Origin of the sequence: Bordetella bronchialis (genome assembly GCF_001676705.1) — a bacterium.
In the GTDB taxonomy this organism is placed as follows: domain Bacteria; phylum Pseudomonadota; class Gammaproteobacteria; order Burkholderiales; family Burkholderiaceae_B; genus Bordetella_C; species Bordetella_C bronchialis.
Genome location: NZ_CP016170.1, coordinates 3,000,956 through 3,022,290, shown reverse-complemented (window position 1 = coordinate 3,022,290; position 21,335 = coordinate 3,000,956). Strand labels below are relative to the sequence as shown.

General features: G+C 68.0%; 20 protein-coding genes. 11 read left to right on the top strand and 9 right to left on the bottom strand.

What is annotated here, in order from left to right; genetic code table 11:
* Window positions 1-14: 14 nt before the first annotated feature.
* From BAU06_RS13395 to BAU06_RS13360, 8 genes are read left to right on the top strand one after another with little or no spacing between them, the layout of a single operon-like run.
* Window positions 15-965 carry an NAD(P)H-dependent flavin oxidoreductase gene (locus BAU06_RS13395; RefSeq protein WP_066349811.1) on the top strand — a complete coding sequence of 317 codons (951 nt, stop codon included), beginning with the start codon at window positions 15-17 and terminating at the stop codon, window positions 963-965.
* A gap of 35 nt (window positions 966-1,000) precedes the next feature.
* Window positions 1,001-1,732, top strand: a complete 732-nt coding sequence (locus BAU06_RS13390) for an enoyl-CoA hydratase/isomerase family protein (protein ID WP_066349810.1) — start codon at window positions 1,001-1,003, stop codon at window positions 1,730-1,732.
* Window positions 1,729-2,925 carry a CaiB/BaiF CoA transferase family protein gene (locus tag BAU06_RS13385; protein WP_066349809.1) on the top strand — a complete coding sequence of 399 codons (1,197 nt, stop codon included), beginning with the start codon at window positions 1,729-1,731 and terminating at the stop codon, window positions 2,923-2,925. The genes BAU06_RS13390 and BAU06_RS13385 overlap by 4 nt, the downstream gene beginning before the upstream one ends.
* A gap of 44 nt (window positions 2,926-2,969) precedes the next feature.
* Window positions 2,970-3,941 carry a Bug family tripartite tricarboxylate transporter substrate binding protein gene (locus tag BAU06_RS13380; RefSeq protein ID WP_066349808.1) on the top strand — a complete coding sequence of 324 codons (972 nt, stop codon included), beginning with the start codon at window positions 2,970-2,972 and terminating at the stop codon, window positions 3,939-3,941.
* Window positions 3,942-3,950: 9 nt separating this feature from the next.
* A complete protein-coding gene (locus BAU06_RS13375) occupies window positions 3,951-4,733 on the top strand; it encodes an enoyl-CoA hydratase/isomerase family protein (RefSeq protein WP_066349807.1) in 783 nt (260 codons plus the stop codon).
* Window positions 4,720-6,381 carry an AMP-binding protein gene (locus BAU06_RS13370; protein ID WP_066349806.1) on the top strand — a complete coding sequence of 554 codons (1,662 nt, stop codon included), beginning with the start codon at window positions 4,720-4,722 and terminating at the stop codon, window positions 6,379-6,381. The genes BAU06_RS13375 and BAU06_RS13370 overlap by 14 nt, the downstream gene beginning before the upstream one ends.
* Before the next feature lie 14 nt (window positions 6,382-6,395).
* The gene (locus BAU06_RS13365; protein WP_231933872.1) at window positions 6,396-7,376 is read left to right on the top strand and encodes a hydroxymethylglutaryl-CoA lyase; all 981 of its coding nucleotides are present in this window, start codon (window positions 6,396-6,398) and stop codon (window positions 7,374-7,376) included.
* A 43-nt stretch (window positions 7,377-7,419) separates the two neighbouring features.
* Window positions 7,420-7,977 carry a MarR family winged helix-turn-helix transcriptional regulator gene (locus BAU06_RS13360; protein ID WP_066349805.1) on the top strand — a complete coding sequence of 186 codons (558 nt, stop codon included), beginning with the start codon at window positions 7,420-7,422 and terminating at the stop codon, window positions 7,975-7,977.
* 32 nt (window positions 7,978-8,009) lie between these two features.
* Here the strand turns inward: BAU06_RS13360 and BAU06_RS13355 are convergent, their stop codons facing one another.
* The 6 genes from BAU06_RS13355 to BAU06_RS13330 form a co-directional block, all read right to left on the bottom strand.
* Window positions 8,010-8,741 (bottom strand): SDR family NAD(P)-dependent oxidoreductase, encoded by a 732-nt coding sequence (locus tag BAU06_RS13355; protein ID WP_066349804.1) that lies wholly within the window; start codon window positions 8,739-8,741, stop codon window positions 8,010-8,012.
* A 42-nt stretch (window positions 8,742-8,783) separates the two neighbouring features.
* The gene (locus BAU06_RS26625) at window positions 8,784-9,737 is read right to left on the bottom strand and encodes a Bug family tripartite tricarboxylate transporter substrate binding protein (protein ID WP_066349803.1); all 954 of its coding nucleotides are present in this window, start codon (window positions 9,735-9,737) and stop codon (window positions 8,784-8,786) included.
* Between the two features lie 23 nt (window positions 9,738-9,760).
* Window positions 9,761-10,228: a 2,4'-dihydroxyacetophenone dioxygenase family protein gene (locus BAU06_RS13345; protein WP_082988204.1), complete on the bottom strand. Its 468-nt coding sequence runs from the start codon at window positions 10,226-10,228 to the stop codon at window positions 9,761-9,763.
* Between the two features lie 131 nt (window positions 10,229-10,359).
* A complete protein-coding gene (locus tag BAU06_RS13340) occupies window positions 10,360-11,325 on the bottom strand; it encodes a LysR substrate-binding domain-containing protein (RefSeq protein ID WP_066349801.1) in 966 nt (321 codons plus the stop codon).
* 157 nt (window positions 11,326-11,482) lie between these two features.
* Window positions 11,483-11,734, bottom strand: a complete 252-nt coding sequence (locus BAU06_RS13335) for a CsbD family protein (protein WP_066349800.1) — start codon at window positions 11,732-11,734, stop codon at window positions 11,483-11,485.
* A gap of 196 nt (window positions 11,735-11,930) precedes the next feature.
* Window positions 11,931-12,617: a GntR family transcriptional regulator gene (locus tag BAU06_RS13330; protein WP_082988203.1), complete on the bottom strand. Its 687-nt coding sequence runs from the start codon at window positions 12,615-12,617 to the stop codon at window positions 11,931-11,933.
* Between the two features lie 130 nt (window positions 12,618-12,747).
* On the opposite strand from BAU06_RS13330, the gene BAU06_RS13325 reads away from it, so the two are divergent.
* From BAU06_RS13325 to BAU06_RS13315, 3 genes are read left to right on the top strand one after another with little or no spacing between them, the layout of a single operon-like run.
* Window positions 12,748-13,749: a Bug family tripartite tricarboxylate transporter substrate binding protein gene (locus BAU06_RS13325; protein ID WP_066349799.1), complete on the top strand. Its 1,002-nt coding sequence runs from the start codon at window positions 12,748-12,750 to the stop codon at window positions 13,747-13,749.
* 25 nt (window positions 13,750-13,774) lie between these two features.
* Window positions 13,775-14,575, top strand: a complete 801-nt coding sequence (locus tag BAU06_RS13320) for an enoyl-CoA hydratase/isomerase family protein (RefSeq protein WP_066349798.1) — start codon at window positions 13,775-13,777, stop codon at window positions 14,573-14,575.
* 39 nt (window positions 14,576-14,614) lie between these two features.
* Entirely contained in the window at window positions 14,615-15,853 is a 1,239-nt protein-coding gene (locus BAU06_RS13315) for a CaiB/BaiF CoA transferase family protein (RefSeq protein WP_231933871.1), read from the top strand.
* Between the two features lie 23 nt (window positions 15,854-15,876).
* Here BAU06_RS13315 and BAU06_RS13310 read toward each other — a convergent pair whose 3' ends face one another.
* From BAU06_RS13310 to BAU06_RS13300, 3 genes are read right to left on the bottom strand one after another with little or no spacing between them, the layout of a single operon-like run.
* On the bottom strand, window positions 15,877-16,569 hold the full coding sequence (locus BAU06_RS13310) for a GntR family transcriptional regulator (protein ID WP_066349797.1): 693 nt from the start codon (window positions 16,567-16,569) through the stop codon (window positions 15,877-15,879).
* 38 nt (window positions 16,570-16,607) lie between these two features.
* Window positions 16,608-19,745 (bottom strand): FAD-binding and (Fe-S)-binding domain-containing protein, encoded by a 3,138-nt coding sequence (locus BAU06_RS13305; protein WP_066349796.1) that lies wholly within the window; start codon window positions 19,743-19,745, stop codon window positions 16,608-16,610.
* Complete coding sequence (locus BAU06_RS13300) at window positions 19,742-21,262, bottom strand: tripartite tricarboxylate transporter permease (protein WP_066349795.1); 1,521 nt, start codon at window positions 21,260-21,262, stop codon at window positions 19,742-19,744. Before BAU06_RS13300 ends, BAU06_RS13305 begins: the two co-directional genes overlap by 4 nt.
* Window positions 21,263-21,335: the final 73 nt, after the last annotated feature.

Genomic DNA, 21,335 nt, shown 5'->3' with positions numbered 1-21,335 from the left:
CAGTCGCCAGGGCCATGCGTACACGGATCACCACCATGCTCGGTATCGAGCATCCCATCGTGCAGGCGGGAATGAGCTGGGCCTCGTCCAGCGCGGCGCTGCCCGCGGCCGTTTCCAATGCCGGCGGACTGGGCGTGCTGGCCGCCGGCCCCTTGCGGCAGCAGGACTTCGTGCGCATCCTGGGCGAACTGGCCCGGGCCACCGACAGGCCCTACGCCGTGAATATCCCGCTGTATCGCGCCGGCGCCGCCGAGATCCTGGATGCCATGCATGGCCAGCGGGTACCGGTGGTGATTGCCTCCCAAGGCAGTCCCAAGGCGCACCTGGCCCGCTTCCGCGACATCGGCACGATATGGATACAGGTCGTCGCCACCCTGGAACATGCCCGCAAGGCCGCGGCGGCGGGCGTCGACGCGCTCGTGGTCGTGGGCACGGAAGCGGGCGGCCATCCACCGGCCAGCGAGGTCACCACCCTGGTGACGGTGCGGCGCGTCCTGCAGGAAGTGTCCATCCCCGTCATCGCCAGTGGCGGCGTGGCCGACGGCTGGGGCATCGCCGCCTTGCTGGCGCTGGGCGCCGATGCCGTGCAGCTGGGAACCCGCTTCCTGCTGACGGAAGAGGCCACCGTGCATGCCAACTACAAGGCCGCGGTCCTGGCCGCGGACGTCCAGGACACCGCCCTGGTGGGACGCCGCGACCTGCCCATACGCGGGTTGCGCAACGCCTTCGCGCAGGCGGTCTTCGACGCCGAACGCGATCAGGTGGGCCAGGACGAATACCTGGCCCTGTTCAAGAAAAGCACGCTCAGGCAGGCCGCGCTGGACGGCGACGTGGAATGGGGCAGGGTGGAGCTGGGCCAGTCCGCCGGCCTGATTTCCCGCATCGAGCCGGCCGCGGCCGTGATGGAGCGGCTGGTCCGCGAGCTGGACCAGGCCACGGGCCGGCTGCGGGCAATGGCCGGCTGAGGCGCGCACGATTCCTTCCTCGACTTGCGAACGCCATGGAACACCTGCTCATCGAAGACCGCGGCGCCGTCCGCATCCTGACCCTGAACCGGCCCGAAAAGCACAATGCCTTGAACACGCGCCTGACGCAGGAACTGCTGGACAGCCTGCGCGAGGCCGACCGGGCCGACGGCATCAACGCCGTGGTGCTGACGGGCGCCGGCAAGTCCTTTTGCGCGGGCGCCGACACCACGGAATTTTCCGCGCTGACACCACAGGACCCGCAAGCGGTCAGCGCCCGCGCGGACCTGACCACCAGCCTGCACCTGGTGTTCTCCCAAATGAACAAGCCGGTGATTTCCGCCGTGCGGGGCAACGCGCTGGGCGGCGGCGCCGGGCTGGCCATCGCCTGCGACTTGTGCGTGATGTCCGAGACCGTGCGCTTCGGCTATCCGGAACTGCGGCACGGCATCGTCGCCGCGGTCGTGATGGCCAATCTGGTCCGCCAGCTCGGCCGCAAGCAGGCCTTCGAGCTCGTGGCCCTGGCCGAGCCCCTGGATGGCCACGCCGCCCGGGCATGGGGCCTGTGCAACCGCGTCGCGCCGGACGAACAGGTACTGGAGACGGCGCTCGCCCTGGCCGACAGAATCGCCGGCTGGAGCCCCATCGCCATGGCGACGACCAAGCGCGCCTTCCACCGCGCGGCGGACCTGGGCCTGGCCCAGGCGCTGGAAGTCGGCCGCGATGCCAACGTCATGATGCGCGGCTTCCGCAAGGACAAGGCATGAGGCCGCTGGAAGGCATCACGATCCTGGACCTGTCGCGGGTCCTGGCCTGCCCCTTCGCATCCATGATCCTGGCCGAGCTCGGCGCCGAGGTCATCAAGGTGGAGCAGCCGGGCACCGGCGACGAAACGCGGGATTTCGAGCCGGTCGTGCAAGGGGAGAAGGGCAGCGTGTCGGCCTACTACATGGCCTTCAATCGCAGCAAGCGGTCCATCACGGTCAACCTGCGTTCGCCGCAGGGCCAGGACGTGGTGCGCCGCCTGGCGGCCCAGGCCGATGTCCTGCTGGAGAACTTCCCGGTCGGCACCTTGAAGAAGTACGGGCTGGACTATGCCGCGATGTCCGCCTTGAACAGCCGCCTGGTCCACGTCAGCTGCACGGGCTTCGGCATGACGGGGCCCTATGCCGGGCGCAAGGGCTACGACACGGTCTTCCAGGCCATGTGCGGCATCATGAGCCTGACGGGAGAACGCGGTGGCGGCCCGGTCAAGCCCGGCCTGCCGGTGGCGGACCTGAGTTCCGGCCTGTGGGTATGCATCGCCATCCTGTCGGCCCTGGCGGGGCGCGAGAAGACCGGCCGGGGCTGCCACGTGGACTTCTCCATGTTCGACGGGCAAGTGGGGTTGCTGTCGCTGGCCGCCGCCCGCTGGTTCACGCTGAAGGAAGTCCCCGAACGCCTGGGCACCGAGCATCCGGGCCGCATTCCATCGGCCGCCTTCCTGTGCGCCGACGGCAAGTGGGTGCAGATCACGGGCAGCGACCAGCATTGGGCGCCGCTCTGCAATCTGCTGGGCCTGGAAGGCTGGGGCGCCGATCCGGGCCTGGCCCGTAACGCCGACCGCCTGGCGCGGCGCGAGGAAATCATGGCTGGCCTGCAGCAGGCCATAGGCCGCCTGGCGCGCGACGAATTGTGCCGACTCTGCGACGCGGCCGGCGTACCGGCCGGGCCCATCCTGCAGGTGGATGAAGTGCTGGCCAATGAACACGTGGCCGCGCGCGGCATGGTGGCGGACTTCGAGCATCCGCTGGTCGGCCGCTTCCCGGCCCTGCGGGTGCCGCTGCGTTTCGACGGCATGGACGACCCGCGGGTGGGCAGGCCGCCCCTGCTGGGCGAACACACGGACGAGGTCCTGCGCGACAAGCTGGGCCTGGACGACGCCGGGATCGCCAGCCTGCGCCGCGCCGGCGCCGTCTAGATACCGGGGCGCGGAGCGCGCCGACAACAAGGAGGAGACAGAATATGAAACCCTTGCGCCGTATCCTGCTGGCGGCCGGGCTCTGCGCGGTGCTGCCCCCGGCGATGGCCGCGGATGCCTATCCCTCGCATCCCATCGTGCTGGTCAACCCCTATGCGGTGGGCGGTCCGGCCGACCTGCTGGGACGCGCGCTGGCCAAGGAGCTGGGAGAAATCCTGGGGCAGTCCGTCATCGTGGAGAACAAGCCGGGCGGCGGCGCCAGCATCGGCGCGGCCTACGTCGCCAAGGCCGCGCCCGACGGCTATACCTTGCTGCTGGGCACCGCGGCCGCCCACACGGTCACGCCGGCGGCGACCAAGGTCCCCTATAAAGGCATCGAGGACTTCAGTTTCGTCGGCATGGTGGCCAACGTGCCCAACATCCTGACCGTCTACCCGTCCGTTCCCGCGCAGGACCTGAAGTCCTTCATCGCCCTGGCCGGATCGCAGCCCGGCAAGCTGAACTACGCCTCGGCCGGCATGGGCAGCTCCCCGCATATCGCGGCGGAGATGTTCAAGTACTACGCCAAGGTAGACCTGGTGCACGTGCCCTACAAGGGCGCGGCGCCGGCGGTCAACGATATGGTGGCGGGGACCGTGCCCGTCGGCCTGCTCAATATTTCGGCGGTACTGCCCTTCATCAAATCGGGCAAGCTGCGGGCGCTGGCCTACGCCAACACGGAGCGCTCGCCGGACCTGCCCGACGTGCCCACCTTCGCCGAATCGGGCCTGCCCGACATGGTGTCGGGCAGCTGGTACAGCCTGGCGGTTCCCGCCGGCACGCCGGCGGCCGTCGTCGACAAACTGGCCGCCGCCCTGAAGACGGTGCAGGAGCGGCCGGCCTTCAAGAAGATCCTGGCGGCACAGAACGCCATCGCGATGCCTCAGCGGAAAGAGCAGGCCACCGAATACATCCGTACCGATGGCGCCCGCCTGGCCGAACTGGTCAAGGCCACCGGCATGAAACTACAGGACTGAAGGACCGCAATGCCCACGCTACCCCAATACGAAACCTTGCAGCTCGACGCCGACGGCGCGGGAATTGCCACGCTGTGGCTGAATCGTCCGGACAGCCGGAATGCGCTGAACCTGCGCATGTGCCACGAGATCACCGCTGCGTGCGAGGCGCTGCAGGCCGACGACGCCGTCCGCGTGGTCGTGCTGCGGGCGCGCGGCGTGGCCTTCTGCGCCGGCGCGGACCTGAAGGAGCGGCAGGGCATGAGCCCGGCGGAGATGGTGGCGCGCCGGGTCGATGGCTTTACCGCCTATGCCGCCCTGGAGGCCCTGTCCAAGCCCCTGATCGCCGCCGTGCACGGGGCGGCCTTCGGCTCCGGCTGCGAGATCGCCGCCGCCTGCGATTTCGTCCTGGCGACCGCCGACGCGGCATTCAAGTATCCCGAAGTGGGCTGGGGCACCGTCGGCGCCACCCAGCGCCTGCCACGCATCGTCGGCCGCCGCATGGCCAAGGAGCTGCTTTTCACGGGCAGGGTGGTGGACGCGCGCGAAGCGCGCGAGCTGGGACTGGTCAACCACGTCTACGAGCCCGCGGAATTCGACGCGGCCATCGCCGACATGGCCGGGCGGATCGCGGCGGCCAACCCGCTGACCGTGCAACTGACCAAGCAATGCATCGACGATGGCCTGGACACCACGCGCGAAGGCGCCATGGCCATCGAACTGGTGGCCATCCAGCGCAATCTGCGGCATAGCGATTGGCAGCAGGCGATCGCCGGCTTCGGCAAGAAGGAGAAGGGCGATGCGGCTTCTTGACGATCGCGGGATCCCCCTGCCCATCACGCTGCCGCGGGTGCTGGACGCGACGGCGCGCGAGCGGGCCGGGCGCGAGGCCTACGTGGGGCCGGGCGAACGGCTGACATGGGACGCCTTGCGCGAGCAAAGCCGGCGCCTGGCGGCCGCGCTGCACCAGGCGGGCATAGGCAAGGGCGACCATGTCGGCCTGATGCTGGGCAATTCGGGGCTGTGGATCGCGGCCTTCTTCGCGTGCGCATCCATCGGCGCGGTCACGGTGCCGGTCAACACGCGCTTCCGGATCGAGGAATTGCAGTTCTGCCTGAAGCAGGCCGATGTAAAGCTGCTCTTGTACGCGGATACCTTCCTGGGCATAGACTTCACCAGCCTGCTGCGCCAGGTGGAGCCGGCCATCGACCGCGCATTGCCCGGCGACGCGCTGCCCCGGCTATGCGCGGCCATCATGGTGGGCGACGGCGCCGCGCCGGCCGGCGTGCGCACGCTGGACGATTTCCTGTCGGCCGGCCAGGCGGTCCCGGACGCGCAACTGGACCGGCTGGCCGACGCGGTGGCGCCCGGCGATGTACTGCTGATCCAGTACACCTCCGGCACGACGTCCTTCCCCAAGGGCGTCATGCTGAGCCACCGCAATATGCTGGGCGACGCGGCCGCCGTGGCGCGGCGGCTGGGCGTCACGCCCGAGGACCGCTATTTCAGTATCCGCCCGTTCTATCACGTGGCCGGCAGCACCTTGTCGGTGCTCGTGGCCCTGGCGACGGGCTGCTGCCTGTTGAGCCTGCCCAAGTTCGATGTCGCCCGGACGCTGGATGTGCTGGAAACCGAGCGCTGCACCCTGACCTCGGGCAATGACACCATCTTCCTGATGATGATGGGCCACGCGGACTTCGATCCCGGGCGCCTGTTCCTGCAAGGCGGCTGGGCGGCGGCCGGACCGGAAGTCATGCAGAAGATCCGCGACGTCATGCGCGTGCCGTATGTCTGCAACGCCTATGGGCAGTCCGAGGCCTCGCCCAATGTGCTGGTCAGCGATCGGGAGGACGCCTTCGAACTGCGCCGCGACGGCTACATGTTGCCGCACCCCGGCGTGGAGGTACGCCTGGCGGACCCCGACACAGGCGCGGTCATCGCGCCCGGCGCCGGACAGGGCGAAATCCAGGTGCGCGGCTGGAATGTCATGCGGGGCTATTACAACCTGCCGGACGCCACCGAACGCGCCTTCACGGCGGACGGCTGGCTGCGCACCGGCGACATGGGCGAACAGCGCGCCGACGGCCGCATGCGCATGGTCGGCCGGCTGAAGGACCTGTTCCGCGTCGGGGGCGAAAATGTCGCGCCTGCGGAAGTCGAGGAAGTCCTGCATGGCCATCCCGCGGTGCAGATGGCGCAAGTGGTGGGCGTGCCGGACGCCCGGCTGGGCGAAGTGGCGGGCGCCTTCATCCTGCTGAAGCCCGGCCAGCAAAGCAGCCGCGAGGAACTCCTGGCGTGGTGCAAGGCGCGTTGCGCCAACTTCAAGGTGCCGCGCTATATGGCGCTGGTGGACACCTTCGAGAACATCGGCATGACGGGCAGCAGCAAGGTCCAGAAGAACAAGCTGCGCGACTACGCGATCGAGCTTTGGAAAATCGAACGCGATACGGTGGCCTCATGAGCGGCGGCAATCGAATGGACGACATGGCCATGCTGGAACAGGACGGCCGCGACGTCGTGCTGTGCGAGTGCTTTGCCCGCGACGGCCTGCAGCATGAACCGGCGTTCCTGCCCACCGCCACCAAGGTGGCCCTGGTGCGGCAATTCGCCGAGATGGGGTTCGCGCGCGTGGAGGCCACCTCGTACAGCAATCCCAAGGTGGTGCCGCAGTTCTCCGACGCCACCGAGCTGCTGCGGGCCCTGCCGCGCCGGCCGGGCGTCTTCTACAAGGCTACCTGCGCCAACGTGCGCGCCGTCGAGCGCGCCGTGGCCGACGCCCAGGCCGGCATCGGCGCCAACGAAATCAGCCTGCTGGTATCGGCGACCGAATCGCACTCGATGAAGAACCTGGCGCGCAGCCGGGCGGACCAATGGGCCAATATCCGGCAGATGGCCATGGCCGCCGGCGGCCGCTTCCGGCTGATCGGCACGATCTCCATGGCCTTCGGTTGTTCCTTCGAAGGCCATGTGGACGCGCAGACCGTGATCGAGGACGTCGGCCGCATGCGCGATGCCGGCGTGCGCCACGTGGCCCTGGGCGATACCACCGGCACGGCGACGCCGGTCACCACGCGCGCGCTGTTCCGCCTGATGATGGCGGAATACCCGGACGTGGTGCCCATCGCGCATTTCCACGACACGCGGGGCACGGGCCTGGCCAATTACGTCGCGGCGCTGGAGGCCGGCGTGCGGCACTTCGATTGCGCCTTTGGCGGCGTGGGCGGCCATCCGGCCAAGGTGCGGTATGGCGGCGGGCACACCGGCAATGTCTGCACCGAAGACCTGGTGGACCTTTTCGAGAACATGGGCGTCAGGACGGGTATCGACCTGGACCGGCTCGTGTCCACCGTCGAGGCCTGCGAACAGGCGCTGGGCCGGACCTTGCAGGGCAGGGTGGCCCGCAGCGGCCTCAATCCCCTGCGCACCGCCGCGCATGCGCCCGCGGGCCCCGCATGACGGGTTTGAGCCCGATCGACTATCCATTAGACTTCGCCACACCATGAACACCGGAACCCTTAGCCGCACGAAAACGCCCTCGGCATCCCAGTCGCCGCCGGCCGCTGCCCCGGCGCGCAATTTCAAGGAGCTGATTTCCTTTCGCCTGAACATCCTGGCCAGCACCTGGAGCCGGCTGGCGGCCGAATCCAATCAGCGGGACTTCGGCCTGGATCCGCGCGAGTGGCGCATCGTCGGCATGTTGGGCGCCTTCGCGCCGATGTCCCTGCAGGGCCTGGCCCGCGAGGTCAACCTGGACAAAAGCCAGGCCAGCCGCACGGTGTCGGACATGATCGAACGGGGCCTGTTGCAGCGGGACTCGGACGAAAGCGACGGCCGCGGCGTGCAACTGAGCCTGACGGCACAAGGCAAGGCGCTGTACCGCAAAGTGTTTCCGCGCGCCGTCAAGCGCAACGAGGAACTGCTGTCCGTGCTCAGCGAGGAAGAACGCGCGGTACTGGACCGCGCGCTGGATGTCCTGACACGCCACGCGCAGGAAACCCTGGCGAAGTCGCGCCAGGCGGCCGGGCGGCAAGGCCGGGCGAAGCCGGGCACGCCGTGACCGCGCCTTGTCCACGGCATCCGCTTGAAGCCTTAAAGATAAAGACCGCCGTCTATCATGATCTCCGCCCCGGTGATGTACTTGCCGGCGTCGGAGAGCAGGAACAGGACCATGGGCGCGACGTCCTCCGGGTCGGCCAGCCGGCCCAGCGGCACCATGCCGGCGCGCCTTTGGTTTTCCTCATCGCCCCGGAAATGGATCATCGATGTATTGACCGGCCCGGGCGCGACATAGTTGACGCGCACATTGTGCTTGCCCACGTCCGCGGCCAGGGCCTTGGTCATGCCGCGCAATGCCCATTTGGTGGCGCAGTACGAGAACGAATTCGGCGAACCGCGCATGCCCGCCGCGGAGCCTATGTTGACGATGCTGCCGTTCTTCCTGGCGCACAGGTGGGCGACAAACACTTTCATGCCCAGGAAGGGACCCAGCTGGTTCACGCGGTAGTGCCTGTCGAAGTTCTCGGCCGATGTCTCGCCGATCGGTGCGGGGTCGTAGATTCCCGCGTTATTGACCAGGCCGTGGACCTCGCCCATGTCCATCGCCACCGCCAGCGCCTGCCGCCAGTCCGCTTCCCGGCTGACGTCCATGGGCACGAACCTGGCCATTTCGCCCAGGGCTCGCGCCGCCTCGCGGCCTGCCTCCTGCAATATGTCGCATAGCACCACGCGGGCGCCCCGCTCCACAAGGAGCCGGGCTTCCAGCAGCCCCTGGCCCTGCGCGGCGCCGGTAACGACTACGACTTTTCCGGTGAACTCATCCATGGTGTTCCTGTACGCCGATGCGAGTGGATTCCTGCAAGGTCCTTAGTCGGCGGAAATATTGCCTTCCGTCACGATGACCTTCCATTTGGCGACTTCGGCGCCGATGTACTCCTGCGCCTGCTGCCGGGTCTGCGCCATGGGCAGCGCGGCATTTTCCCGGAACAGTTTCTGCAGCCGTTCCGTCTTGATGACGGCCTGCGTCGTCTTGTTGAGCTGGTCGAGAATCGCCGGCGGTACGCCCTTGGGCGTCATCAGCGCCACCCAGGTGGTGGCATTGAAGCCGGGATAGTATTTCGCGATGGACTCGACCTCGGGGTAGCCGGGCAGGCCTTTCGCGGAGCCGGTGGCGATCATCTTCAGCCGTCCGGACTGGATATGCGGCATGGCGGCCGGCAGCGATTCGACCATCAGGTCCACGTCGCCGCCGATCAAGCCGCTGAGCGCCGCGGTCGCGCCTTTGTAGGGAATGTGCACCACGTCCACCCCGGCATAGCGCTTGAACATTTCCATCGTCAGATGGTTGGTCAGCCCGATGCCGCCCGACGCGTAGTTGGTGCCCGGCTTCTTCTTCAGGTAAGCCACCAGTTCGTCCACCCGGTTGGCCGGCATGTCGGTGCGGGTGACCAGGACCTGCGCCATTTCGTAGAGGACGGCGATGGGATCGAAGTCCCGCAGCGTGTGGTACGGGATGGACTTGTACAGGCTCTCGTTGATAGAGGCCGGCCCGCTGGAGGTGAACAGGATGGTATAGCCATCGTTGGGAGATCGCTTCGCGGCCTCGGTGCCGATGATGCCCCCCGCGCCAGCCTTGTTCTCCACGATGACGGGCTGCTTCAAGTCCTTCTGCATCTCTTCGGCGAAGGCCCTGGCGATGATGTCCGTCGTTTGTCCGGGGGGAAAGGGAACGATGAGCTTGATGGGCGCTTCGGGATACGCCGCGTGGGCCGAAAAGGCCAGGCAGGCGCTGGCCAGCAATCCCCTGATGATGGTTTTCATGTTGTCTCCTGATTTTTTATGGTCTAGCGGATGAAGTGCTTTACGAAGTCCTTGCCCAGGCCGACTTTCTCGAAATGCGCTTCGGCCAGGTTGATGTAGTAGAAGGTGTCGATGACTTTGTCGATGCTGCCGTCTTCCCGGTAGTAGGTGATGGCGCCATGGTTCTGGAAGAGCGTGATCATCTCGTCCTGGTCTTCGTCGACCACCAGGGTGTGGATGTCGCCGGGCGTCTCGAACAGGTAGGAGCCCGGCCGCGCGACCCAATCGCGTTCCAGGTATCGCCACGAGCCCTTGATCACATAGGCATGGACGGGCGCGGGATGCCGGTGCCGCGACAGGAAACCCTTGCCGCGGAAGCGGGTGAGGTGCACCCAATAGCCCTGCGAGACATTCAGGCAGAGCGGCCTGGACCACCTGTTCTCGCCATTCGGCACCCATAGCCTTTCGTCGTCGGCCGACAGGACATCGGGCACGAAAAGTTCGGGCAGCATGTGACGCTCTTGCGGTCCGGCATACGGTTTCAATTGATCCACGGTTCCCTTCTCTTGCGGCATCGATCTACGGAGCCGGAAGTGTAGGGGGGCGCGCTTTTTCGATGTATCCCCGCCGGGGAATGGCGCCATCAGTTTTCGTGATGGATCGGCTTGACGCCTTGCCAGGTGCCATCGGCGATCAGCTGACGGACACAGCTCCTGAGTACCGTGCGCGCCGCCAGGGCCGCCGGCGACAGTTCATCGTCGTTCAGGCTGCAGAGCAGGTTGATCCGCACCGCGTGCGGGTCCTTGACCAGGGCCCATTCGAAACGGCGGCTCGCGTCCTTGACGCTGCCCATCGCGGCCCAGGGCTGGATCATGGACGCAAGGCCGGCCTCCAGCGCCGCCATCGTCATCGGCTGCGAGTCGATCTCGAGCGCGATGCGGGGCGGGATATTGGCATGCGTGAAGGCGGCGTCGAGGATGGTGCGCAGCCCATGCCTTGCCGTGGGCAGGATGAGCGGCTCCGCCGCCAATGCGGCCAGGGTGGTCTCGGCGGGAAGCGCCCGCCGCGGCGTGGCGTCGCGCGCGCGGATCAGGAAGAGCTGTTCCTCGAACAGCGGTAGTACCATCCAGCGCCGCCCGGCATAGATGTTCTGGCGGCCGGACAGGCGCTGGTCGAAGAGTATCGCCATGTCCAATTCCCGGGCGTTCAGCATGTCGCCCAGATTGCCGGACATGCCGCCGACCATGTGCAGGCGCACGTCCGGATAGCGGCTGCGCATGGCGGTGATCAGGGGCAGTCCCAGGATGGATTCGGTGGTGGCCGGAAGCCCTATGCTGACGGAGCCGGTCAGGCGCGACTGCTGGGCGCTGCGCACCGCTTGTTCCGCATGGCGCAGGGTGAGCTTGGCCTCGCGAAAGAAGGCGGCGCCTGCTTCGGTGGGTTCGACGCCCCGTGGGTTGCGCTTGAGCAGCCGGGTGCTGAGTTCGCCCTCCAGGCGGCTGATCTGCTGGCTGAGCGCGGACTGCGCCATATCTAGCTCGATGGCGGCGCGGCTCATCGAGCCCAGTTCGACGATGCGGACGAAATAGCGAAGCTGGCGGAGTTCCATTCGAAGGCGCGGCTGCGGCAGGGATGTCGAAGATACATCATCCTGCCCGCTCCCGAGGCGGGGCCGGCGATCCGCGTGCGGCGACCGCCCGCGCGGATGGGCAAGACGCGCGGGCCGCACAGGGCCCGCGCGCCGGCTTCGCGATGGAAGGCCGCGGTCAGCGCCGCGACGAAAGCAGGGCGCCCAGCAGCAGGCCCGCGCCGACCGCGACGGCCACGGTGGCCAGCGGATTATTGGTCGCGCAATCGCGCACCATATTCAGGGCATCGCCATAGGACTCCTGGGCGCGTCCCGTCAGTTCGCGTGCCTTGCCCTTGATTTGCGTGCCGGTATCGCCCGTCATTTCGCCAATGGCGTCTTGCGCCTTGCCGGCCCATTTTTCAGCGGTACCTTCGGTTTTTTCCAGCATAGTGGCTCTCCTTGTCCATGTGGGTTCATTGGAAACCCAGGGCCGCGCACGGGAGCGGCGCGGCGTATGGGCACAAGTGCCTTCTTCAGCAATGCGCGTGCCGGCCGGCGCACCGGCCAGTGACCGGGCAAAGCGGCGCGACGGACGGGCAGGATGCGCAGCATAGGCCGAAGCCGTTCGCGCCCCGCCGGCCCGGCTACCGCAGGTTGTAGGCCTTTTTGCTATACAGGTGCGCGCGCATCAATTGCTCGGCGCGTTCGCCGTCGCGTGCCAGCAGCGCCTGCACGATGCCTTCGTGGTCGGCGACGCCGGATGCCCATTCATCCGGGTCCAGGTTGGACTTGTAGCGCAGCGCCTGCACCTGCAGGTTCAGGCGGTCGTAGCTGGACACCAGCGCGGGGTTGTGGGCGGCGCGGCTGATGGCGATGTGGGTGCCCATGCTGGCCTCGAAATAGGCGGCGATATTGCGCGCCTCGTAGCCACGCAGCATGCGTTGGTGCAGGTCGGCGATGTGCGCCATCTCCGCCTCGGTGGCGCGCTGCGCGGCCTGCCGCACCGCCAGGCCCTCCAGTACGCTGAGCACGTCGAAGGTGTTCTCGATGTCCTCGCGCGAAAGCTCCACCACCATGGCGCCGCGCTTGGGCTGGATGCTGAGCAGGCCGTCCGACGCCAGGATGCGATAGGCCTCCCGCAAGGGGGTGCGCGAAACCTTCAGCAGGTCGCAGAGATCGCGCTCGTTCAGCCACGTGCCGGGCCGCAAGGTCCCGTTGACGATGAGTTGCCGCAGCCGGTCGGCGACGACCGCGGGCAGGGTGGGGTGGTGGATCGCCAGGCCTTCGGGGGGCACCGGGACGGTCGCGAGCGCGGAATCAGGGTTTGCCATAGGTGTACATCGCCAGGTTAGACGGTAGGCTGGTGTCTGGTATACCAAATATCAAATTCCAGAAAAATACCAGCTCTGCCCGAATCATAGACCAGGCTGTCATGGGCGGCGCACCCCAAAGGAGACCGTCATGTGGAAGGAAACCCTCGCCGCGCTTGCCGGCACGCTGCTGCTGTTACAGGCATCCCCCGCCGCCGCCGAATACCCCGATAAGCCGATACACCTGTACGTGGGCTTCGTGCCGGGCGGCGGCACCGACGTATCGGCGCGCATCGTCGCGCAAAAGCTGTCGACCATCCTGAAACAGCAGATCGTCATCGAAAACAAGCCCGGCGCGTCGGGACTGATCGCGGCGGACATGGTGGCGAAGGCGGAGCCGGACGGCTACACGCTGCTGCTGGCCAATATGCAATCCACGGTGGCGGCTCCGTATGTGCTGCCCACCTCGTTCGACCCCATCAAGGACTTCACCCCGGTGCGCTATATCGGCACCGTGCCCAACGTGCTGGTCATCAATCCCACCCGCCGCGATTTCAAGTCGGTGCAGGATCTGGTGAAGGCGGCGCGCGCCAAGCCCGGGGCCCTGACCTACGCGTCCTCCGGCATGGGCAGTCCCCAGCACCTGACGGCGGCGCAGTTCTCGCAGATCGAAAAGGTGGAAATGGTCCACGTGCCGTACAAGGGCAGCGGCCAGGCGGTCGCCGATCTCCTGGGCGGCCAGGTCGATCTGAACTTCGACACGCTGCCCGGCGTCATCGGGCAGATCCAGGCGGGCAAGCTGCGCCCGCTGGCCGTGACCGGCGCGCAGCGCAGCGCGCGCCTGCCGGACGTGCCCACGCTGGCCGAGGCGGGCGTCAAGGGCGTGGACGTAGTGCAGTGGTATGCGGTGCTCGCGCCCGGCAAGCTGCCCAAGCCGGTTCTCGACCGCCTGGACGCGGCACTGGCCGAGACGCTCAAGGATCCCTCCGTGCGGGCCAAGCTGGCCGACCAGGGCATGGACGTGGGGGGCGGCCCGGACACGCCGGCCGCGTTCCGCGCCTACGTGGATGCGGAATGGGCCAAGTACGGACGGCTGACGCGCAGCCTGGGCATGACCAAGGAACAGGCCGACGGCCGCGCCGCCAAACAGTGAATCGCCTAGCAAGAGGAAACCCATCATGACCGAACCCGCGGCATCGGCCGAATCTCCCATCCTGACCCAACGCGACGACGCCATCGTTACCGTCACGCTCAACCGTCCCGCCAAGCTGAACGCGCTGACCGTCGACGCATGGCGTCTGCTGGGGGATATCTTCCTGGCGCTGTCCGCGGACGACGACGTGCGCTGCGTCATCCTGCGCGGGGCGGGGGAAAAAGCCTTCTCGCCGGGCAACGATATCTCGGAGTTCGAAACGTCGCGCGCCAACACGCGGCAGGCGCGGGAATATGGCGCCATCATGCGGCGCACGATCGAGGCCATCGGCGGATGCCGCCATCCCGTCGTGGCGCAGATCCACGGCATCTGCGTGGGCGGCGGCATGGAGATCGCCAGCCTGGCGAACGTCCGCATCTGCGGCGCCAGTTCGCGCTTCGGCGTGCCGATCAAGAACCTGGGCCTGGTGATGTCCTATTCGGAGCTGACGCCGGTGGTGCGCCTGGTCGGGCCCGACGCGGCGCTGGCGATGCTGCTGGAAGGCACGATCTTCGATGCGCAGGAGGCCCTGCGGCTGGGCGTGGTGACGCGCGTGGTGGCGGACGACCAGGTGGCGGCCGAGGCGCAGGCCACCGCACGGCGCATCGCCGCCGGCGCGCCGCTGGTCGCGCGCTGGCACAAGAAGTTCGTGCGCCGCATTGTCCAGGGCGGCGAGCTGACGGACGCCGAGCGCGACGAGGCCTATGCCTGCTTCGATACGGAAGACTTCCAGACCGGCTATCGCGCTTTCCTGGCCAAGCAGACGCCCCGGTTCAACGGCCGCTGAGACGATCCGGGAGACCGACCCGGGATGAAGGAAGGAGCAATGATGGAAGAACGGAACACGCCGGCGCCTGGCAAGGGCGCGCTTGCTGGCATGCGGGTCATCGAGCTGTCGCAGATCATGGCCGGCCCGACCTGCGGCATGATGCTGGCCGACCTGGGCGCGGATGTCATCAAGGTGGAAAAGCTGGACGGCGGCGACGACGCGCGCCAGTACCGCGATCCGCAGGTCAACGGCGTGTCCATGCCTTTCCTGATGCTCAACCGCAACAAGCGCGCGATCGCGCTGGACCTGAAGCACCCGGAAGGCAAGGCCGTGCTGATGCGGCTGCTGCGGGATGCGGACGTCATCACGGAGAACTTTCGCAAGGGCACCATGGAAAAGCTCGGCCTGGGCTACGAGGATCTGCGCCGGGAGAACCCGGGCCTGATCTATTGCAGCGTGTCCGGCTACGGCAGTACCGGACCCTACGCGGACAAGGGCGGCTTCGACCTGATCGCCCAGGGCTTCTCCGGGCTGATGAGCATTACCGGCGAGCCGGGCGGCCCGCCCTTGCGCACGGGCAATTCGGTGGCCGATATCAACGCCGGCCTGCTGGCCGCATTCGGCGTACTGGCGGCGTACCAGCACAAGCAGCGCACCGGGGAAGGCCAGCGCGTGGAGACTTCCCTGCTGGAGGCCAGCCTGCAGCAACTGTACTGGCATGCCGCCATCTACTTCGGTTCCGGCGTGTCGCCGGGTCCCAGCGGGTCCGCGCACGTGTTGACCGCGCCGTACCAGGCTTTCCCCACGGCCACCACCTGGATCATCATCGGCGGCGCCAATGAAAAGAACTGGGCGCGCATCGCGCAGACGCTGGGGCAGCCGCAGTGGATAGAGGATCCGCGTTTCGCCTTCAACCGCGACCGGATGGCCAATCGCGAGGAACTGACGCGGCTGATATCGGCGATCCTCGTGCAACGTCCGGCCGAACACTGGCTGTCCGAACTGGACCGCGCCGGCGTGCCGGCGGGCCCGGTGCATTCGGTGGGCGAGGCGCTCTCGCACCCGCAGACGCTGGCCAGGGATATGGTGGTGGAGCAGGAGCACCCCCAGGCCGGCAAGATCCGTACAGTGGGCATGCCGGTGAAGTTCTCGGCCACGCCGGCGCATTACCATCGCGCCGCGCCGCGCCTGGGCGAAGACACCCGCGCCATCCTGGCCGAACACGGCTACGATGCCGCGCGCATCCAGGCCCTGCTGGACGCCGGCGTGGTGCGCGAAGTCGCCGGCGCGGCGTAGTTCCGGCGCGCGCCCTCCGCGGACTACCTGGGAAGCCCCAGCTCCAGCAGGGCGTCGCGCTTGTCCAGCAGATGCTGGCGCAGGATGCGCGCCAGGCGCGCGCCGTCGCGTTCCTGCAGCGCCACCAGCATCTGCTCGTGGTCCTCGATCGCGCTGGCCCATTTGGGGCCCTTCAGGTTGGAGCGTAGGCGCAGGGCCTGCACCCGGCGGTTCACCGACAGATAGGTTTGCCGCAGCACCTGGTTGCGGGCCGCCAGGTTGATGCGGTCATGGATCTGTTGGTTGCGGCTGTAATAGCCGGGCAGGTCGCCGCGCGCACGGCACTCCAGCATGGCGGCGTGCAGGGCGCGGATCTGTTCGACTTCCTCGTCGCTGATGCGTTCGCAGGCCAGTTCGCCGGAGAAGGCTTCCAGCCCGCTCAGTACTTCGAAGGCTTCGCGGATCTCCGCTTCCGACATGCGCGCCACGGCGGCGCCGCGGTTCGGCGATATCTCGATCAGGCCTTCCGCGGCCAGCACCTTCAGGGCCTCGCGCAGCGGCGTTCGTGAGATTCCCAAGGTCTCGCACAACTGCCGTTCGTTCAGTTTCATGCCCGGGGCCAGGGTGCCCTCGATGATGAAGTTGCGCAGGTGCTCGGTGACCGAATCGTGAAGGATCGCCCGTTCCACCGGCGTCAGGAGCGGCGTGGCGCGAGAGGTTTCCTGGTCTGTATACATGGCGGATCCGGATCGGCTGGCAGGCGCGCCGGCGGCGGTCAGGCGGGCGCGTCCTGCTGTTCCCGGGGCGGGGAAGCGGTGGCGAGCGCCGCCGCCAGTACCTGCGCGACGTGCAGCGATTCTACCCCGGCCCCATCCAGGATCTGGTGCCGGCAACTGGTGCCGTCGGCCACGATCCAGCTGTCCGGCGGCGCGGCGCGCACGGCCGGCAGCAGGGCGGCCTCGGCCATGGCCCGCGATACGGCGTCGTGCTCGGCCTCGTAGCCGAAACTGCCGGCCATGCCGCAACAGGAGGACTCGATGACGGACACCTCCAGTCCGGGGATCCATCCCAGCACGGTGCGAACCGGCTGCATCGCGTCGAAGGCCTTCTGGTGGCAGTGGCCATGGACGAGCGCACGCCGGCGCGCGGGCGTGCCCAGCGGCAGCGACAGCCGGCCGGCCTGGTGCTCGCGCACCAGGAATTCCTCGAACAGGAAGGCCGATTCGGCCAGGCGGATCGCGGCGTCGCCGTGGCCGTAGTTCAGGCACTCGTCGCGCAGCGTCAGCAGGCATGACGGTTCCAGGCCCACGATGGGCACGCCGCGCGCCACATAGGGCGACAGCGCATCCAGCAGCCGGCGCGCCTCCGCCTTCGCTTCATCCACCAGGCCGGCGGCCAGGAAGGTCCGGCCGCAGCACAGCGGCCGCTGGCCCGGACGCGCATTCAGGTGCACCGTGTAGCCGGCCGCCTCCAGCACCTGGCGCGCGGCGCGCGCATTGCCGGCTTCCATGTAATTGTTGAAGGTGTCGACGAACAGCAGGACTTCCTTGGCGCCGGCCTGGGCGGCGCCCGGGCGCCCGGCCCCCTGGGCGGGCGCCGCCGCCGTGGCGGCAGCAGGGGCGGCCCGGGACGTATCGAGGGCAGGGCGGTCCCTGCCGGCCGCCTCGCGCAGGAAGGATCCGCCCAGCGGCGGCAATGAGCGGTGCGCCGCCACGCCCAGGCCGCGCTTGACGAGCCGCGCCAGCGCGGGCGTGCGGTCGATCAGCCGCAACAGGGGGCCCAGGCGGCTGGCCAGCGGCGCATAGCGGGGCAGGAAGGCGATCATGCGGTCGCGCAGCCTCAGCCCATGGGCCTGCGTCCAGGCGCGGCGCGCCTCGATTTTCAGCTTGGCCATATCGACGCTGGTGGGGCACTCGCGGCGGCAACCCTTGCACGAGACGCACAGGTCCAGCGCCTCTTTCACCGCGGGGCTGGCCAGTCCGTCCAGCCCCAGTTGCCCGCTCAGGGCCAGCCGCAGCGTATTGGCGCGTCCGCGCGTCACGTGCTGTTCGTCCTTGGTGACGCGGTAGCTGGGGCACATGGTGCCGGCGTCGAACTTGCGGCAATGGCCGTTGTTGTTGCACATCTCCACGGCCTTCGCCAGGCCCGCGGCGGGGTCGCCCCCGCTGCCGGGCGCGGACTCGCGGCCCGTCATCGGGTCGCGCGTCACGTCCCAGGCCGACCAGTCCAGCGCGGGCGCGTAGGGCCGGACGCGGTAGGCGGGCGGGAAGCGGAAATTGGCCGGATCGTCCATGCGCGGCGGGTTGACGATCTTGTCGGGATTGAAGCGGTTGCCGGGATCGAACAGGGCCTTGATCTCGCGAAAGGCCTGGTTGATGCGCGGGCCGTACTGCCAGCTGACCCACTCGCCGCGGCATAGCCCGTCGCCGTGTTCGCCGGAATAGGCGCCCTTGTAGCGGCGCACCAGTTCGGCGGCTTCCTCGGCGATGGCGCGCATGCGCGCCGCCCCGTCGCGCCGCATGTCCAGGATAGGACGCACGTGCAGCGTGCCGACGCTTGCATGGGCATACCAGGTGCCCTCCGTGCCGTGCCGGTGGAACACTTCCGTCAACTGGCGCGTGTACTCGGCCAGGTGCTCCAGCGGCACGGCGCAGTCCTCGATGAAGGATACGGGCTTGCCGTCGCCTTTCATGCTCATCATGATGTTCAGGCCGGCCTTGCGGACTTCCCACAGTGCCTTCTGCGCATTGGCGTCGGCCATTTCCACCACGGCGCCGGGCAGGCCCAGGTCGGCGATCATCCCGGTCAAGGCGCGCAACTGCCGCAACAGCGCTTCCTTGTCGTCCCCCGCGAACTCCACCAGCAGGATGGCCTGCGGCTGCCCCACCAGGGCGCGTTCGATGACCGGCCGGAAGGACGGATTGTCCATGGCCAGGTCTATCATGGTGCGGTCCACCAGCTCCACCGCCACCGGCCCCAGCCGCACGATGTGCTGGGCCGTGTCCATGGACTGGTAAAAGGTGGGGAAATTCACCACCCCCAATACCTTGTGGGCGGGCAGGGGCGACAGCTTCAGGGTCAGCCGCCGCGTAAAGGCCAGCGTGCCTTCGGAGCCCACCAGCAGGTGGGCCAGGTTGGCCTCGCCGTCGTCGCTATAGGCGCGCGGATTCTGGCAATCGAAGATATCGATGTTGTAGCCGGCCACGCGCCGCAGCACCTTGGGCGTGCGCGCGGCGATCTCGTCGCGTTCGCGCAGGGCGATGCCGCGCACGCCTTCCAGGATGCCTTGCAGGCGCGGGTGCGCCGCCAGCCGCGACACCGGCCCGAAGGTCCCCTCGGTGCCGTCGGCCAGGATGGCGTCGATGGACTGCACGTTGTGCACCATGTTGCCGTATTCGATGGAGCGCGACCCGCAGGAGTTATTGCCGGCCATGCCGCCCAGCGTGCATTGCGCCGAGGTCGATACATCCACCGGAAACCACAGGCCATGCGGCTTGAGCCAGGCATTCAGGCGATCCAGGACGATGCCGGGTTCGACCGTCACCGTCCGTGCGCCCGGATCGAAATCGATCACCTGGTTCAGCCATTTGCTGGTGTCGATGACCAGCGCCTCGGCCACCGTCTGCCCGCACTGGCTGGTGCCGGCGCCACGGGCCAGGACCGGTATGTCCTGATCTCGGGCCACGTCCAGGGCGGCGGCCAGGTCGGCCTGGTCGCGCGGCACCACGATCCCGATGGGCGCGATCTGGTAAATGGAGGCGTCGGTGGCGTAGCGGCCGCGGCTGGCGCCGTCGAACAGCACGTCGCCGCGCAAGGCCTTGCGCAACTGCGTGGCCAGGGCAGGGGCCGCGCCTGCGGCATAGGGCATCAGGCGCACGGGCCGCGGCGCGACCGAAGCGGGGGGCGTAGTCATGGATAGCGTGGCGACAGGTTGCTGCGGTGCTTGCGCAGGCGCGTGAAGGCCGCCGAGATCAGCGGCCAGAACAGGGCGACCAAAGCCAGGGCGACGATGCTGCCGACCAGGCCGTTGGACCAGAAGACACTCAGGCTGCCGGAGGAAATCAGCATGGTCTGGCGGAAGGCGTCTTCGGCGCGATCGCCCAGCACCAGGGCCAGCACCAGCGGGGCCAGGGGGTACTGCAGCTTCTTGAACAGATAACCCACCACGCCGAACACCAGCATCAGCCAGATATCGAAGCCCGCGTTATGCACGGTGTAGGCGCCGATGGCGCATACCACCAGGATCATCGGCGCGACGATGGAAAACGGGATGCGCAGGATGGCGGCGAACAGCGGCACGGTGCACAGCACCACGAACAGTCCCGCCAAGTTGCCCAGGTACATACTGGCGATCAGGCCCCACACGAATTCCTTTTGTTCCGCGAACAGCAGCGGGCCGGGCTGCAGGCCCCAGATCATCAGTCCGCCCAGCAGGACCGCGGCGGTCGCGGAACCTGGAATGCCCAGGGCCAGCATGGGCAGCAGCGCGCTGGTGCCCGCCGCGTGCGCCGCCGTTTCGGGCGCCAGCACGCCTTCCACATTGCCCTTGCCGAAGGAGTCCGGGTCCTTGGCGAATTTCTTCGCGACGCCATAGCCCATGAAAGACGCCGCGATGGCGCCGCCCGGCGTCACGCCCAGCCAGCAGCCGATCGCCGCCGAACGCAACAGCACCAGCCAGTAGCGCGGCAGCCCGGCCCAGGTCTTGAACACCACCTTCAGGTCGATGGCGGCTTTCTTGCCCTTGAAGGCGACGCCTTCCTCCATGGTCAGCAGGATCTCGCCGATGCCGAACAGCCCGATCACCGCCACCAGGAAGTCGAAGCCGCGCAGCAACTCCGACGAACCGAAGGTCATGCGCAGGTCGCCCGATACGGTGTCCATGCCCACGGCGGCCAGCGCGAAACCGATGCCCATGGCGATGATTATCTTGGGCTTGGATTCGCGGCCCATGCCGATGAAGCTGCAGAAGGTCAGCAGGTAGACCGAGAAGAACTCCGCCGGCCCGAAACGCAGCGCGAAGCGCGCAACGGCCGGGGCCAGGAAGGTGATCAGCAGCACCCCGACCAGCGCGCCGAAGAAGGAGCCGGTGAAGGCCGAGGTCAGTGCCTGTCCGGCGCGCCCCTGCTGGGCCATCGGATAGCCGTCGAAGGTGGTGGCCACCGACCAGGCCTCGCCCGGGATGTTGAACAGGATCGACGTGATGGCGCCCCCGAACAGCGCGCCCCAGTAGATGCACGAGAGCAGGATGATGGCCGAGGTCGGATGCATGGAAAACGTCAGGGGCAGCAGGATCGCCACCCCGTTGGGGCCGCCCAGGCCGGGCAGCACGCCCACCACGATGCCCAGCAGGATGCCGACCATCATCAGGCCGACGTTGCCCCAGGACATGACGACGCCGAAGCCGTCCCAGAGCGCGGATAGTTCTTGCATGGTGTCCTCCCTAGGCGTGTCGCCCGCCTGTCGCCGCGCGCTTCGCGTGCCGGAATCCGCGGCATCCGGCACG